This is a genomic window from Phocaeicola sp., assembly GCF_057861905.1.
Genome location: NZ_DBMACV010000022.1, coordinates 13884 through 28722 on the forward strand (window position 1 = coordinate 13884; position 14839 = coordinate 28722).

Annotated in this window: 17 protein-coding genes; 4 read left to right on the forward strand and 13 right to left on the reverse strand. The window is 43.6% G+C overall.

The window, feature by feature from the left end:
* Positions 1–10: 10 nt before the first annotated feature.
* From rimO to map, 8 genes are all read right to left on the reverse strand, one after another.
* On the reverse strand, positions 11–1309 hold the full coding sequence (gene rimO / locus ACZM60_RS06220; protein ID WP_021971815.1) for a 30S ribosomal protein S12 methylthiotransferase RimO: 1299 nt from the start codon (positions 1307–1309) through the stop codon (positions 11–13).
* The gene (gene ftsY / locus ACZM60_RS06225) at positions 1306–2268 is read right to left on the reverse strand and encodes a signal recognition particle-docking protein FtsY (RefSeq protein WP_340318517.1); all 963 of its coding nucleotides are present in this window, start codon (positions 2266–2268) and stop codon (positions 1306–1308) included. The genes rimO and ftsY overlap by 4 nt, the downstream gene beginning before the upstream one ends.
* Before the next feature lie 207 nt (positions 2269–2475).
* Positions 2476–2631: a DUF4295 domain-containing protein gene (locus ACZM60_RS06230; protein ID WP_022232989.1), complete on the reverse strand. Its 156-nt coding sequence runs from the start codon at positions 2629–2631 to the stop codon at positions 2476–2478.
* A gap of 9 nt (positions 2632–2640) precedes the next feature.
* Positions 2641–2829 carry a 50S ribosomal protein L33 gene (rpmG, locus tag ACZM60_RS06235; protein WP_007569553.1) on the reverse strand — a complete coding sequence of 63 codons (189 nt, stop codon included), beginning with the start codon at positions 2827–2829 and terminating at the stop codon, positions 2641–2643.
* Between the two features lie 19 nt (positions 2830–2848).
* Positions 2849–3109 (reverse strand): 50S ribosomal protein L28, encoded by a 261-nt coding sequence (gene rpmB, locus ACZM60_RS06240; RefSeq protein ID WP_007569552.1) that lies wholly within the window; start codon positions 3107–3109, stop codon positions 2849–2851.
* A gap of 106 nt (positions 3110–3215) precedes the next feature.
* On the reverse strand, positions 3216–3713 hold the full coding sequence (locus ACZM60_RS06245) for a CinA family protein (protein ID WP_340318518.1): 498 nt from the start codon (positions 3711–3713) through the stop codon (positions 3216–3218).
* A 21-nt stretch (positions 3714–3734) separates the two neighbouring features.
* Complete coding sequence (gene tsaD / locus ACZM60_RS06250) at positions 3735–4757, reverse strand: tRNA (adenosine(37)-N6)-threonylcarbamoyltransferase complex transferase subunit TsaD (protein ID WP_340318519.1); 1023 nt, start codon at positions 4755–4757, stop codon at positions 3735–3737.
* 15 nt (positions 4758–4772) lie between these two features.
* A complete protein-coding gene (gene map, locus ACZM60_RS06255; protein WP_340318520.1) occupies positions 4773–5627 on the reverse strand; it encodes a type I methionyl aminopeptidase in 855 nt (284 codons plus the stop codon).
* A 238-nt stretch (positions 5628–5865) separates the two neighbouring features.
* Here map and ACZM60_RS06260 point away from each other — a divergent pair, with 238 nt between their 5' ends.
* Positions 5866–6084: a winged helix-turn-helix domain-containing protein gene (locus ACZM60_RS06260; RefSeq protein ID WP_021970674.1), complete on the forward strand. Its 219-nt coding sequence runs from the start codon at positions 5866–5868 to the stop codon at positions 6082–6084.
* Positions 6085–6185: 101 nt separating this feature from the next.
* Here the strand turns inward: ACZM60_RS06260 and ACZM60_RS06265 are convergent, their stop codons facing one another.
* Entirely contained in the window at positions 6186–6854 is a 669-nt protein-coding gene (locus ACZM60_RS06265) for an MgtC/SapB family protein (protein ID WP_021970673.1), read from the reverse strand.
* A 276-nt stretch (positions 6855–7130) separates the two neighbouring features.
* Here ACZM60_RS06265 and ACZM60_RS06270 point away from each other — a divergent pair, with 276 nt between their 5' ends.
* Positions 7131–7940: a Cof-type HAD-IIB family hydrolase gene (locus ACZM60_RS06270; RefSeq protein ID WP_021970672.1), complete on the forward strand. Its 810-nt coding sequence runs from the start codon at positions 7131–7133 to the stop codon at positions 7938–7940.
* A 63-nt stretch (positions 7941–8003) separates the two neighbouring features.
* Here the strand turns inward: ACZM60_RS06270 and ACZM60_RS06275 are convergent, their stop codons facing one another.
* The 3 genes from ACZM60_RS06275 to spt all read right to left on the reverse strand — a co-directional run bounded on the left by ACZM60_RS06275 (position 8004) and on the right by spt (position 9997).
* Positions 8004–8537, reverse strand: a complete 534-nt coding sequence (locus tag ACZM60_RS06275) for a ferredoxin domain-containing protein (protein WP_021970671.1) — start codon at positions 8535–8537, stop codon at positions 8004–8006.
* A gap of 110 nt (positions 8538–8647) precedes the next feature.
* Entirely contained in the window at positions 8648–8761 is a 114-nt protein-coding gene (locus tag ACZM60_RS06280; RefSeq protein ID WP_022053955.1) for a hypothetical protein, read from the reverse strand.
* Between the two features lie 48 nt (positions 8762–8809).
* Positions 8810–9997, reverse strand: a complete 1188-nt coding sequence (gene spt, locus ACZM60_RS06285) for a serine palmitoyltransferase (RefSeq protein ID WP_340318522.1) — start codon at positions 9995–9997, stop codon at positions 8810–8812.
* Positions 9998–10225: 228 nt separating this feature from the next.
* Here spt and ACZM60_RS06290 point away from each other — a divergent pair, with 228 nt between their 5' ends.
* Complete coding sequence (locus tag ACZM60_RS06290) at positions 10226–11260, forward strand: diacylglycerol/lipid kinase family protein (protein WP_489521064.1); 1035 nt, start codon at positions 10226–10228, stop codon at positions 11258–11260.
* A 166-nt stretch (positions 11261–11426) separates the two neighbouring features.
* On the opposite strand, the gene ACZM60_RS06295 is transcribed toward ACZM60_RS06290, so the two are convergent.
* Positions 11427–12137, reverse strand: a complete 711-nt coding sequence (locus tag ACZM60_RS06295; protein ID WP_489521065.1) for a tRNA1(Val) (adenine(37)-N6)-methyltransferase — start codon at positions 12135–12137, stop codon at positions 11427–11429.
* Between the two features lie 197 nt (positions 12138–12334).
* Between ACZM60_RS06295 and lon the strand changes: the two genes are divergently transcribed.
* Positions 12335–14824 (forward strand): endopeptidase La, encoded by a 2490-nt coding sequence (gene lon / locus ACZM60_RS06300; protein WP_489521066.1) that lies wholly within the window; start codon positions 12335–12337, stop codon positions 14822–14824.
* The last annotated feature ends 15 nt before the right edge of the window (positions 14825–14839 follow it).

A 14839-nucleotide genomic window follows, 5' to 3' on the forward strand; every position in this document is an offset into this window, starting at 1 on the left:
ATAAAATTAATTATACTAATGTTGCATACAGATCAAAATCATCCGCATCATATATTTTCACACGATGGAACGAGCCCGTCCGCAACAACTTTCCTTCATCTTTAATCAAAACTTCAGGATCAACCTCCGGCGAGTCAAATTCAGTACGTCCAATGTAATAATCCCCTTCCTTACGGTCGATGATTACTTTAAACTCCTTACCGATTTTATTATGACTTAACTCATTCGAAATCTCCTGCTGAATGCTCATAATCTCATCCAAGCGTTTCTGCTTCACCTCTTGCGGAACATCATCCTTATAATGTTTTGCCGAATAAGTGCCTTCTTCTTCCGAATAGGCAAATGCCCCCATACGGTCGAAACGCGCCTTGCGTACAAATTCTTTCAGTTCCTCGAAGTCCTGTTCTGTTTCTCCGGGATGTCCTACCATCAGCGTTGTACGCAAATGAATTCCCGGAACCTCCTTACGGAACTCCTCAATCAACTGATACGTTTCCTCCTTCGTCACATGGCGACGCATTCTCGTCAACATATTATCGCTAATATGCTGCAAGGCAATATCCATATATTTGCACACATTATCGTGTTCACGCATCACGCGGAAAAGATCTTTCGGGAAATGCGCCGGATAAGCATAATGCAAACGAATCCATTTCACACCCGGAATTTCAGCCATACGTTCTATCAATTCCGGCAGCATCTGTTTCTTATACAAATCCACGCCATAATAAGTCAACTCCTGCGCAATGACCTGAAATTCTTTCACGCCTTCGGAAACCAGCAAACGGACTTCGTCTAAAATCTCCTCCATCGGACGAGAAACATGTTTTCCTGTAATGATAGGAATAGCACAATACGAACATTTACGGTCGCATCCTTCCGATATTTTCAGATACGCATAATGTTTAGGAGTCGTCAGATGACGTTCAATAGCATAATCAGACTGATAAGTTTTACCCAAGTCGGCAAGCAACTCATTCCAGTTAAATTTACCATAAAATTTATCAACCTGAGGAATTTCCACCTGCAGTTCCTTCAAGTAACGTTCAGACAAGCATCCCATTACATAAAGTTTCTTTAAACGTCCTTCTTCCTTAGCCTGACAAAACTCAAGAATCATATTGATAGACTCTTCCTTCGCATCGCCAATAAATCCACACGTATTTATAACTGCAATTTCCCCTTGAGGATTTTCACTATCATGCGTCACCTTATAGCCATTCGCCTCAAGCTGTTTCATCAGCTTTTCCGAATCGACCAGATTTTTAGAGCACCCTAAGGTAATAATATCTATTGTATTTTTTCTCATTTATTAGCTGTTCCAAACAATGAATCAACAAACTCCCGACGACGGAATATCTGCAAATCTTCAATACCCTCGCCCAAACCGATATATTTCACAGGTATTTTAAACTGATCGGAGATACCTATCACAACTCCTCCCTTAGCAGTTCCATCCAGCTTCGTAATTGCCATAGCGTTCACCTCTGTAGCCAGTGTAAACTGTTTTGCCTGCTCAAAAGCATTCTGTCCGGTCGATCCGTCAAGAACGAGCAAGATTTCATGAGGAGCATCCGGCACAACCTTCTGCATCACATTCTTAATCTTGGTCAACTCATTCATCAGACCGATTTTATTGTGCAAGCGTCCTGCGGTATCAATAATAACGACATCAGCATTATTTGCGACAGCAGAGCTCAACGTATCAAATGCAACAGAAGCCGGATCTGCACCCATTTTCTGTTTGATAACAGGAACTCCAACACGGTCGCCCCAGATGACAAGCTGTTCTACGGCTGCTGCGCGGAATGTATCGGCAGCCCCCAGATAAACAGACTTGCCAGCCTTTTTAAACTGATAGGCCAATTTACCGATAGTCGTAGTTTTACCTACCCCATTTACACCTACCACCATTATTACATAAGGTTTCTTACCTTCAGGCACAGTAAACTCTTCTGTATCGACTGTATTGTTTTCTGTAAGCAGTGCGGCAATCTCTTCCCGCAAGATGTTATTAAGCTCCTGCGTATTTACATACTTATCTTGAGCAACTCTTTTTTCGATTCGCTTAATAATCTTCAATGTTGTTTCTACACCCACATCCGAAGTAATCAAGACCTCTTCCAGATTATCCAACACTTCATCGTCCACTTTAGACTTTCCAGCCACAGCACGAGCTATCTTCCCAAAAACACTTTCCTTTGTTTTTGACAAGCCCTTATCCAAAGTTTCCTTCTTTTCCTTCGAAAAAAAACTAAAAAATCCCATACGGCTTACGTTTATTATCTATTTATGATACAAAGATATAACTATTCTCGTTCACTCACAAATAAATACCCCACCATTATTACAGCACAAAACGAGTGAAGCAAGAAGAATTTATCAGACCGATAACCATCGAGAAACAAAAAAGCTCCTTCTATCTTTCGATAAAAGGAGCTTTTCATTATTAAGAAAATACTATTCTCTTTTCAATTATTTCTTAAAGAAGTCCTGAACTTTGTCGTTAGGAACCATTTGTTCATCAAAAATGTAAGCACCAGTTTTCGGTGACTTAACCATTTTGATAACCTTAGTATAAGAACGTCCTTCTTTACCTGTCTGAAGGGTTGCGACTGTTTTCTTTGCCATGGTTTCTTATTATTTAATTTCTTTATGTACTGTTACTCTTTTCAAAATAGGATTGTACTTCTTCAGTTCCAATCTTTCAGCGGTATTTTTTCTATTTTTTGTAGTAATATAACGAGAAGTTCCCGGCATACCGCTATCCTTCATTTCTGTGCATTCAAGGATTACCTGTACTCTATTACCTTTAGCTTTCTTAGCCATAGTCTTTCTCTCCTTTTAATTAACCAATAATTTTGATAGTTTTCCAATCACAGTAACCTTTAGCAACAGCTTCATTCAGCGCAGCGTCCAGGCCTTTCTTGTTAATAACTCGCAAGCCGTTAGCACAGATATTCAGGCTAATCCAGCAATCCTGTTCTACATAGTAGAATTTCTTAGTAAACAAGTTCACATCGAAAGTTCTTTTAGTTCTTCTCTTTGAGTGTGAAACATTGTTGCCAATCATGGCTTTTTTTCCGGTAATTTGACAAATTTTCGACATTTCTATCTAGTTTTTATAGTTTTATTCCTATTTCTCTCAAACGGAGTGCAAAATAAGTGATTTTATTTTATATACACAAACTTTTCAGCAACTAATTGCAGTTTTATCACTCATTTTCTTGATTTTGGCAGAGTTCCAGCAATAATTGGAGCGCCTTTTTCGTTGCAGCCTGTATATTTTTCTCTCTTCCCTCGTCTTCCGTCAACTTTGCAGTAATCACTTTTTTATTACTGCCAGCAGCAATCCAGATGGTGCCAACAGGCTTTTCAGGAGTGCCACCTGCAGGACCGGCAATACCTGAAGTAGCCATTGCATAGTCAACATCAAGTGTCTGCATAACACCTTTCACCATTTCTACAACAGTTTCTTCGCTTACAGCTCCGTATTTTTCCAGTGTTTCTGCATCCACATGGAGCAAATCCTGCTTTACTTTATTATCATAAGCGATGACTCCCCCTTTGTAAAAACGAGAACTTCCGGGAATTGCCGTAATAATTGCAGCGACATTTCCAGCCGTACAACTCTCGGCTGTAGCCAGTGTATACCCTTCCCGCCAGAATATTTCGCTTATTTCTTTACTTAGTGTTTTAGTTTCTACTGACATAATAATCTCTTTTGGTTAATGTTACTTAATTGTAACCCGTGAATATGCGGGTTTGTCTATCGAGCAAAAATCCTTGTCCAAATATTTATAGTAGCCTGTAATGGCAATCATGGCAGCATTATCTGTCGTATAACCGAACTTGGGAATATAAATTTTCCATCCATACTTCGCAGCATGTTCCCGGTAAGCATTACGCAAACCATTATTTGCAGAAACACCTCCAGCTACAGCCACTTCATTTATACCCGTATCTTTTACCACCTTACGCAACTTATCCATCAGGATGTCAACGATTGTTTTTTCCAGCGACGCAGCCAGATCCACTTTATGATGTTCGATAAAATCCGGATCATCCTTCAGCCAGTCGCGCAACGAATACAGGAAAGAAGTCTTCAAGCCACTGAAACTATAATCATACCCAGGAATATGAGGCTTGCTGAACGTATAGGCATTCGGATTTCCCTGACGTGCCAACTTATCGATAATAGGGCCTCCCGGATACCCCAGTCCCATCACTTTGGAACACTTATCAATAGCCTCGCCGGCTGCATCGTCGATAGTCTGCCCCAGCACCTGCATGTCGTTATACGCATTCACACGGATAATCTGTGAGTTTCCACCTGAAACAAGCAGGCAAATAAACGGGAACTTAGGCTGATCGGTATCATCTTCCGATTCTTTGATGAAATGCGCCAGCACATGTCCCTGCAGGTGGTTTACATCAATCATCGGGATATCCAGAGAACGAGCCAAGCCTTTGGCAAACGATACTCCAACCAGCAAAGAACCCATCAGGCCCGGACCACGAGTAAAAGCAACGGCACTGAGCTGTTCCTTTGTCACGCCGGCACGTTTCAACGCCTCATGTACCACTGGTACGATATTTTGCTGATGCGCCCGCGAAGCCAGTTCCGGCACCACGCCTCCATAAGCTTCATGTACAGCCTGACTTGCTATAACGCTGGACAGCAAAACACCATTCTTTATTACAGCAGCCGAAGTATCATCACAAGAAGATTCTATTCCTAATATAATAGTATCCATAATATATATTCATTATTAATATGTCAAAATCTCCAGACCATTGTCTGTCATTACAAACGTGTGCTCCCACTGTGCAGAAGGCAATTCATCTTCCGTCACTACAGTCCATCCGTCTTCCTCATCTATGAAAACCTCCCAGGTTCCCATATTGATCATAGGTTCGATCGTGAAGACCATACCCGGAACCAGCAGCATACCGGTACCTTTTCTGCCATAATGCAGCACATCCGGCTCCTCATGGAATTTAAGTCCCGTACCATGACCGCACAAGTCCCTTACCACCGAGAATCCGTTTTTCTTTGCATGCTTTTCTATAGCATGACCTATATCTCCCACAAAGCTGAAAGGCTGTGCAGCTTCAATACCTATTTCAAGGCATTCCTTTGCTACACGAACCAGCTTTTCCTTCTCCGGAGTAGTCTTACCTATAATAAACATACGCGAAGCATCAGCGTAATACCCATCCAGAATGGTAGTAGCATCTACATTTATAATATCCCCTTCCTCCAGAATTTCTTCTTCCGAGGGTATACCATGGCATACAACCTCATTAATAGAGGTACATACACTTTTCGGGAAACCTTCATAATTTAAAGGAGCAGGTATACCTCCGTGGCTTGTCGTATACTCATATACAATTTTATCAATCTCAGCCGTACTCATTCCTTCACGGATTACCTCCGCTACTTTATCCAATACAGCTGTATTCAGCATACCACTCCGACGGATACCTTCTATCTGTTCAGGAGTCTTGATTAATTGACGGGTAGGAACTTCATGTCCCTTGTTCTGAAAATAAAGCACCTTCTTATCGAGCTCTGTCAGTTCAGCTCCTTTGGGAACTACCCAATTCATCCTATTCCTCCTCATAATTCTTATTCATCTTTTTATTATGTCGTGCAAAGTTAGCAGAAAAAAATAGAAATACAGATTAATCTGACAAAAAATGTCACTCCCGTTCTCCTTTCCCTGACAGAGTTTAATTAAAGTTAAAAGAAAACTTGCATAATAATAATTCATCAAAAAGACATACGATTTTCTCGAATTTAAGTTATTTTTGCTATAGACTATTAGAAAACCGAATACAAACCTTTAAAATTGAAGCCATATGAACAAAACACAAATTGGCGAAAATGCAGGGATCGTTTGGAATATACTAAAAGACAACAGACACTGGGAATATGACAACCTTAAAAAAATTTCCGGTTTATCCGACAGAGACCTGAATGCAGCCTTAGGCTGGCTTGCCAGAGAAGATAAAATTGATTTCGACATGAATGAAGGAAGCGACCGCGTATTCTTAATAGTCAATGTATTTATCGGCTAACACGCCACAAAGCTTCCGGGCAAAAAGACAAAGGTTGCATCAAAACACTCCCAGAGGAGATTCGAGATGCAACCTTTATTTTTCCACGTCAAGGCAAAAAATCAGATGATTCTGTTTACGGTTATATCGGGAAATTCCTGCAAAAACATCAACAGCAGCCCTTCCTCATTCATCCGTTTAGCCTTGACCACCATACTGATGTGATAAATATTCTTTCCGTCCGAATAAGCTTCGGTCATTTCATAAGATACTACGACATAATTTCTGGTATTAAATTTTTTCGACACCCGTTTGATTGCCTCCTTATCATCCGTAGAAAAATCAATCATCATATTCCGCAAGCCGATGCTTTTAAAAAAGTAACTCAGCGTTTCCAGTCCCAGCAGCACCAGAAACGTAGCAGCAATTCCGATAGCATACATGCCGGCGCCCACCGCAAGACCAATCCCCGATGTCGCCCAGATACCGGCAGCCGTAGTCAGTCCCCTGACAATTTGCTTCTGCAAAATAATCGTTCCCGCACCTATAAAACCGATTCCGCTTACCACCTGTGCCGCAATCCGGCTGGGATCCACCCGAATCAAGTCAGTCTTAAGCACTTCCATAAAGCCATATTGCGAAACAATCATCATAAGCGCACTGCCCAGCGCTACCAGAAAATGCGTACGATACCCCGCTTCCTTTGCACGGTATTCACGTTCCAGTCCTATCAGCACCCCCATTGCTCCAGCAACAAAAAGGCGCAAGGCAAAATCCCAAAAGATACTCATAACATCTACTCCTTTTTATATTTCCTTCCCAGACCTTGCATCCGCACCCTACCACGTGCAGAAATAAACCTGCACGCCATCGCCGGATGTCAGCATCTGCAAGCCCTCGTCATTTTCCTCCGGCAACCACCTTCACGAAAATTCCCCGTACACCGATACACTTTCACAATCTTGCCAGAAAAGAAATGAGTCTGATAAAAAACTTTTATTACCCCGAATATACGGATAAAATTCGATTTGTGCTATCTTTGCGCCGATAAAACACCTGGATAAATTATGAAATATAAACTTTTAGTACTCGATCTCGACGGAACATTAACCAATTCACAAAAAGCTATCACAGAACATACGCGTGCCACCCTTATTGAAGCACAAAAACGTGGGCTGAAAATAGTGCTTGCCTCCGGCAGACCTACCTACGGAGTTGCGCCACTGGCCAACGCATTAGAGCTGGACAAATACGAAGGATACATTCTTTCATACAACGGAGGAGAAATCATCGACTGGAAAACCAGCAAAATAATGTATAAAAATCTGCTCGACCCGGAAGTACTTCCCTATTTATACCAATGCGCAAAAGACAATAACTTTGCCATCGTAACATACGAAAACGAATTTGTACTGACGGAACACCCCGATGACGAATACGTATTAAAAGAAGCATTGCTTAACGTGATGAAAATAAAGAAGGTAGACAATTTTCTTAAAGCAATACATCACCCGATAGCCAAGTGTCTGATTGTAGGAGATCCTACCCGCCTTGCCGTACTCGAAAAAGAAATGTACGAACACCTGAAAGACCGGATGGGAGTATTCCGTTCGGAACCTTATTTTTTGGAACTGGTGCCTAAAGGTATCGACAAGGCACAGTCGCTTGCCGTTCTCCTCAAGGAAATCGGTATGACCAAAGACGAGATGATAGCCGTAGGTGATGGATTCAATGACCTGTCGATGATAAAATACGCCGGACTTGGAGTCGCCATGGCAAACGCCCAGCCCGTCGTACGTGAAAATGCCGACTACATTACACTGTCGAACGATGAAGACGGTGTAGCAGCCGTAGTAGAAAAGTTCATTTTAGCATAATTTTATCGCCGCCGGGAACAAAGTTTTTTTCTTCCCGGCGGCGATATTTTATTTCATTTTCCATTACGGATTTTTGGGTTTACGGTCGAAAAAAGGATTTTTGGAAGATGCGCTTACAGGAATAGCATACACTTGTGTGCATCCGTCCAGCCAGTCAAGCTGCTGAGCAGCAAGTCCCGCAGAAAACATAACGCGAGTATCTACCCTGTTGTCGGCCGCGACAGAACAAGCCGACCCTATGGCTATACCCACATCCACACTGTTGATGGCACACGGAACACCCTCCTCTCTTTCCTCGCAAGTGGCAAAGCCGCAATGACCGCAGTTCATTCCATGCGGATGTTCATGCGTTCCTATCAGCACCACACACTCTGCTTCCAGAATATTGTCGGCATCACGCAAGAAAAACTTGAAGCCGTTTTCCTCATACATCTGTTTCATCGTATCCGAAAGAATACGGATATTACTTTCCGTCACCATTGCCACTTCAATGATATCCACTCCTTTAGCCTTCGGAGCAGTACGAGCAGCAATCATCATCTGCTGAGCAATCTGCAATACTTGCTCATGGCGGCTGTCTCTTTCATTCAGTATCATATCGCATTAAAGTTAAAACATAACAACAAAAGGGTTATATCCGAGCCCCTCTGCAACGCATCGGACGCTCTAAATATAACCCTTTTTCTAAAATAAACCGTCAGAACGATTTATTTCTTTTTCCCTTTTTTCAGGTCATTTTCATGAATGGCCTCTTCTACTTGATAAGCCGGAGCATGTTTTTTATGCATGCCTTTCGGTTTTTTATTACCTGCAGCTCCCATAGTAAAAACCTCCTTTCAAAATCCTTTAAAAAGTCAAATTATAATTTATTATTTCAATAAATCCAACTGTTTGAAGCATTTAACCAGCTTTTCGATAGCAAAGTCAACCTGCTCTTTAGTATGAGTAGCCATCAAGGCAAAACGTACCAGTGTATCCTGAGGCGCACATGCCGGCGGAATAACAGGATTAATGAACACGCCCTCATCGAAAGCCAGCTTGGTAACTTCGAAAGTCTTGTCCGTATCACGTACATACAACGGGATAATAGGACTTTCCGTATCACCGATTTCAAAGCCAGCCTCACGGAAGCTCTTCAAGGCATAATTGGTAATCTTCCACAAGTTTTCCTGACGCTGAGGTTCAGTTTTGAAAATATGCAGAGCCTCCATTGCTGCAGCAGTAGCAGCCGGCGTATTACTTGCCTGGAATATATAAGAACGGGCATTATGACGCAACCAGTTAATTACATCTTTGTCACCGGCAACGAAACCACCGATAGAAGCCAATGATTTGGAGAATGTACCCATAATCAGGTCAATGTCCTTGGTTACGCCGAAGTGATCGCATACACCTCGTCCGTTTCTACCAAACACACCCAGACCATGAGCTTCGTCTACATAAACACTGGCATTATATTTCTTCTTCAATCGAACAATCTCAGGAAGATTAGCCAAGTCGCCTTCCATAGAGAAGACACTATCCACTACAATCAGTTTGATAGCATCCGGCTCGCACTTCTGAAGCTCTTTCTCCAGAGCTTCCATATCGTTATGCTTATACTTCAGCTGAGTAGCAAAAGAAAGGCGGCGTCCGTCGACGATTGAAGCATGATCGCGGTCATCACAAATAATATAGTCACCACGTCCGGCCAACTGCGGGATAACTCCTTCATTAACGGTGAAGCCGGTAGAAAAACAGAGAGCTTCGTCCTTCCCCACGAAATCGGCCAATTCCTTCTCCAGTTCAACATGAATATCAAGGGTTCCGTTCAGCAAACGTGAGCCGGCACATCCGGTTCCGTACTTGCGGGTAGCAGCAATCGCTGCATCGATGATACGTTGGTCGTGAGTCAGACCCATGTACGAATTAGAGCCGAACATCAAAACCTTCTTTCCATCCATCATTACCTCTGTGTCTTGAGCGCTGTCAATCTCGCGGAAGTAAGGATAAACACCTCTCTCCATGTACATCTGAGGTGTTCTGAATTTACTTAGTTTGTCTTGTAATAATCCCATATTCTAATATCTGGTAAGCCCGATGACTTACATTAATTATAATTAACCGGACTCTTTCATGCCGGCAATTTCATAAAAAGAGTGCGCAAAGATAATAATTTTCGTTGTTTTAAACGCCTGTTACGGCAAAAAAAACGTTTTAAACATCATTTCTGCACAAAATGTACCACGAAATAAACAAAATAGTCGTATTTTTGTTTACTGAAAAGACTAAGCTGCTCAGACAAGATGGACCCAAAGAAAGAAATAGTATTTATAGTCAATCCGATATCAGGTACTCATGGAAAAGAGTTCATTCTGCATCAGATAGAAAAAAGACTGGACCATACATTATATAATTATAAAATCCGAAAGACTGAATATGCCGGACATGCCATAGAAATAGCACGGCAGGCCGCCGAAGAAAAGAAAGACATCGTTGTGGCCATAGGCGGCGACGGAACAATCAACGAAGTAGGACGTGCCCTGATACACACCGACACGGCTATGGGCATCATTCCATGCGGCTCGGGCAACGGACTGGCTCGCCATCTGCATATTCCGCTGGAAGCACGCGGTGCTATCGAAGTCCTGAACCAGGGACTCATCAAGACCATCGACTATGGCCTGATAGACTCTCACCCGTTCTTCTGCACCTGCGGGGTCGGGTTCGACGCGTTTGTAAGCCTGAAGTTCGCCGACTCCGGAAAGAGAGGCCTGCTGACTTATCTGGAAAATACCTTACACGAGAGCCTTACTTACCGCCCCGAAACATACGAAATAGAGAACGCATCGGGAACGGTACGCTACAAGGCTTTTCTGATAGCTTGCGCCAACGCCTCCCAGTACGGCAATAATGCCTACATCGCCCCTCAGGCGTCGCTCACAGACGGCATGATGGATGTTACAATACTGGAACCGTTTACGGTACTCGATGTGCCTGCCTTGTCGTTTCAGTTGTTCAACAAGACCATCAACCAGAACAGCCGTATCAAGACCCTAAAGGAAAAAAAGATAACAATACATCGTGCACAGGAAGGTGTATTCCATTTCGACGGCGACCCTGCAATGGGAGGAAAGGATCTGGAAGTAGAAATTATCTCTAAAGGGCTGAAAGTCATTGCTCCTCAGAAGGGCAAGTCGCCCATTGAGGCCTTCAACGTGCTCCAGCACTTCACCGATTTTATAGGCAGCCGCCCCATTACATCGACCATCACACGCAAGCATAAAGAACTGCTTCAGATTAATCACAATCTGCTGCGCCGGCTTTCGAAAAGAGATTGACGGCACCGGTTCCGGAAAACGTCACCACGATATGAGAAAAACGTCCCGATGTTCTTCTAAAAACATCGGGACGTTTTCCTATTTTTTGTACAAAAACTCAGAAAATTTGTACAAATTTTCAAGAGAACTTCATAACGATTCAAGCCACATGCCTAAATGAAAATAATCACATGTTTAAATAAAAATCTTTTGTAAGCTCGATATATGCCGGACTATATACATGTCGCTCAAGTTCCACGACCAGATGTTCCGTATCACACACAGTTATCTTTCTGCCCAAAGCCAGCAGTACACGTTTGGGTACAGCGTCCGGTTTAGTGTGTATCAAGGTCTTACGCACCGGATATAAATGTACGTCGGCAGCCAGAAGCATAAAGTCGTCGGCAGCATCTGCCGGAATGATAACAGAAAATACGCCTTCTTCGGCCAGCAGCTTCTCCACGGCTGCCAGCAGGTCGGCAAAGGTAAGACCGGCCGTATGGCGGGCTGCATTTCTGCGCGCATCGGGGCAATGAACTTTTTCCACGAAGTAAGGCGGATTGGAAACAATCACATCAAACGTCCCGTCGGCTTCCCGGCACATCTGCCTCACATCCTTGCGGCAAATATCAATCCGTTCTCTCCAGGGAGATGACTTCACGTTTTCTTGCGCCTGCCCTACCGCCTGTTCATCAATGTCTATACCAACGACGGGAGCCTGCGAGCGCTGGGCAATCATCAGTGCTATCAGTCCTGTTCCCGTACCGACATCAAGAATTCTTTTGGCACCGGCAACTTCCGTCCATGCGCCTAAAAGCACCCCGTCTGTTCCCACTTTCATGGCACATCGGTCATGGTAAACAGTAAACTGTTTGAATTTGAAATATGGATTGGGCATATTACTTACAATTCTTATTTTCCGTCAAAAATAAATAAATTATGCAGCTTTCGGGCGCAAAAATAGCATTTATTTTGTTAGCCACATTGTATTTGCAACAAATCTGCTTCCGTATTCGAAGCGGAATGTTTAACTTTGTACTCGTTTCTGAGCTTTGTAAAAATACGCTCTCATTTTAAATACACAAAAACGCGAATATGGTAAGAAGAAAAAAAATAGACACAGATAGTTTGATGAAAAAAGCAGGCGATGATGAACTCTCAATGGTTGCCGAAATAGATACTGCACCCGAAAATCTATCTGCCGATGAACTGGAGAAGGAAATTCCCATCATGACGTTGCGCAACATGGTGATGTTTCCAAGCGTGGTCATGCCTGTAACAGCAGGAAGACGCACTACGCTGAAACTCGTACACGAGGCGATGAAGGAAAAGAAACATATCGTCATTGCTACGCAGAAAGTCATGGAAGTGGAAGAGCCGGGACTGGCAGATTTATATCCTGTTGCTGTTATCGGACGCGTATTGCGCGTATTCGAAATGCCGGGCGGAAATACAACTGTAATCCTGCAGGCCAGCAATGTAAAGGTGCATCTGGATGAAGCAACGGAAACACGTCCTTACCTGAAAGGAAAGGTCAGCCTGATAGAAGAACAGATGGAGCCTAAGGATTCGGATGAATTCAAGGCACTCATGGATACATGCGTCGAACTGAGCAACAACTTTATTGATGTAGCCGACCACATGAGTCCCGACATTGCCTTTGCCCTGAAAAATCTGCCGAAGAACCACGTTCTTGTCAATTACATCTGTACCAACTTCCCTCTGTCGATAGAAGACAAGTTCCAGATGATCAGCGAAAACACGTTAAAGGATCGCCTTTACAGCCTGATACAGATTTTGAACCGCGAAACGAAACTGGCCAATCTGAAACAAGATATCCAGATGCGTACACGGGAAGACCTGGACAAACAGCAGCGGGAATATTTTTTGCAGCAGCAGATCAAGAATATACAAGACGAACTGGGACGCGGTCAGGAAGACGAGATAGACGAACTGCGCGACAAGGGCAAGAAGAAAAAATGGAAAAAGGAAGTGGCTGAAGTTTTCGAACGCGAGGTTTCGAAACTGGAGCGAATCAACCCTCAGTCGCCCGATTATAACGTCCAGCTTACTTATCTGCAAACTTTACTGGCACTGCCCTGGGATGTATATACTACCGATGTACTGAACATTCCTAATGCCGAAAAGATATTGAACAAGGATCATTACGGACTGGAAAAGGTAAAGGAACGCATCCTGGAACATCTTGCCGTGCTGAAACTGAAAGGAGATTTGAAATCACCGATTATCTGCCTTTACGGTCCTCCGGGAGTCGGTAAGACTTCGCTGGGACGATCTATCGCCGCAGCCCTGAAGCGTAAATACGTACGCATGTCGCTGGGAGGTGTACACGATGAAGCCGAAATACGCGGACACCGTAAAACCTACATCGGAGCCATGCCGGGACGTATCATCAAAAGTCTTATCAAGGCAGAAGCATCAAACCCGGTCATTATCCTCGACGAAATAGATAAGCTCAGCAGCGACCGTCAGGGAGATCCGGCTTCGGCTATGCTGGAAGTACTGGATCCGGAACAGAATAATGCTTTCCACGACAATTACATCGATCTGGATTACGACTTGTCGAAAGTAATGTTCATTGCCACGGCAAACAATCTGGGAACTATCCCTACTCCGCTGCTCGACCGTATGGAACTGATTGAAGTGAGCGGATACATTACTGAAGAGAAAATCGAGATTGCACGCCGCCATCTTATTCCAAAGGAAATGGAAGCTACCGGTCTGAAGAAAGAACATGTAAAATTCACCAAAGCGGCCATCGAGTATATCATAGAGAATTATACGCGTGAAAGCGGGGTACGTGAACTGGAAAAGAAGATCAGCAAGGTAATGAGAAAGATTGCTCTCGAAATTGCCAGCGACAAGTTCGAAGGATTGCACGAACTGAAGCCAGCCGATATCCGCCAATATCTGGGAGTTCCCGAATATTCGCGCGACAAATATCAGGGAAATGATTATGCGGGCGTAGTTACGGGACTTGCATGGACTGCCGTAGGCGGAGAGATTCTGTTCGTGGAAACGAGCCTGAGCAAAGGTAAAGGCGGACGCCTTACCCTCACAGGAAATCTGGGAGATGTCATGAAGGAATCGGCGATGCTGGCTTTGGAATACCTGAAAGCCCATACGCATCTGCTCGACCTGCCGGAGGGAATCTTCGAAAACTGGAACATTCATATCCATGTGCCGGAAGGAGCTATTCCTAAGGATGGACCGTCTGCGGGTATAACCATGGTCACCTCACTGGCTTCTGCACTTACCCAGCGCAAGGTGAAGGCTAATCTGGCCATGACGGGAGAAATAACCCTCCGTGGAAAGGTATTGCCGGTAGGTGGAATCCGTGAAAAGATTCTGGCGGCAAAACGTGCAGGCATCACCGATATTATCTTGTGCGAAGAAAACCGTAAGGATATAGAGGAAATTCAACCGTTATACCTGAAAGGACTGAACTTCCACTACGTAAAAGATATTAAAGAGGTACTTGCCTTGGCGCTGACAGACGAAAAAGTAGCCGATGCCATAGACTTTACTGTAACCGACGAAAAAGAAAAAGAGAAAGAAAAGTAAAAGCCTGTTTTTAGA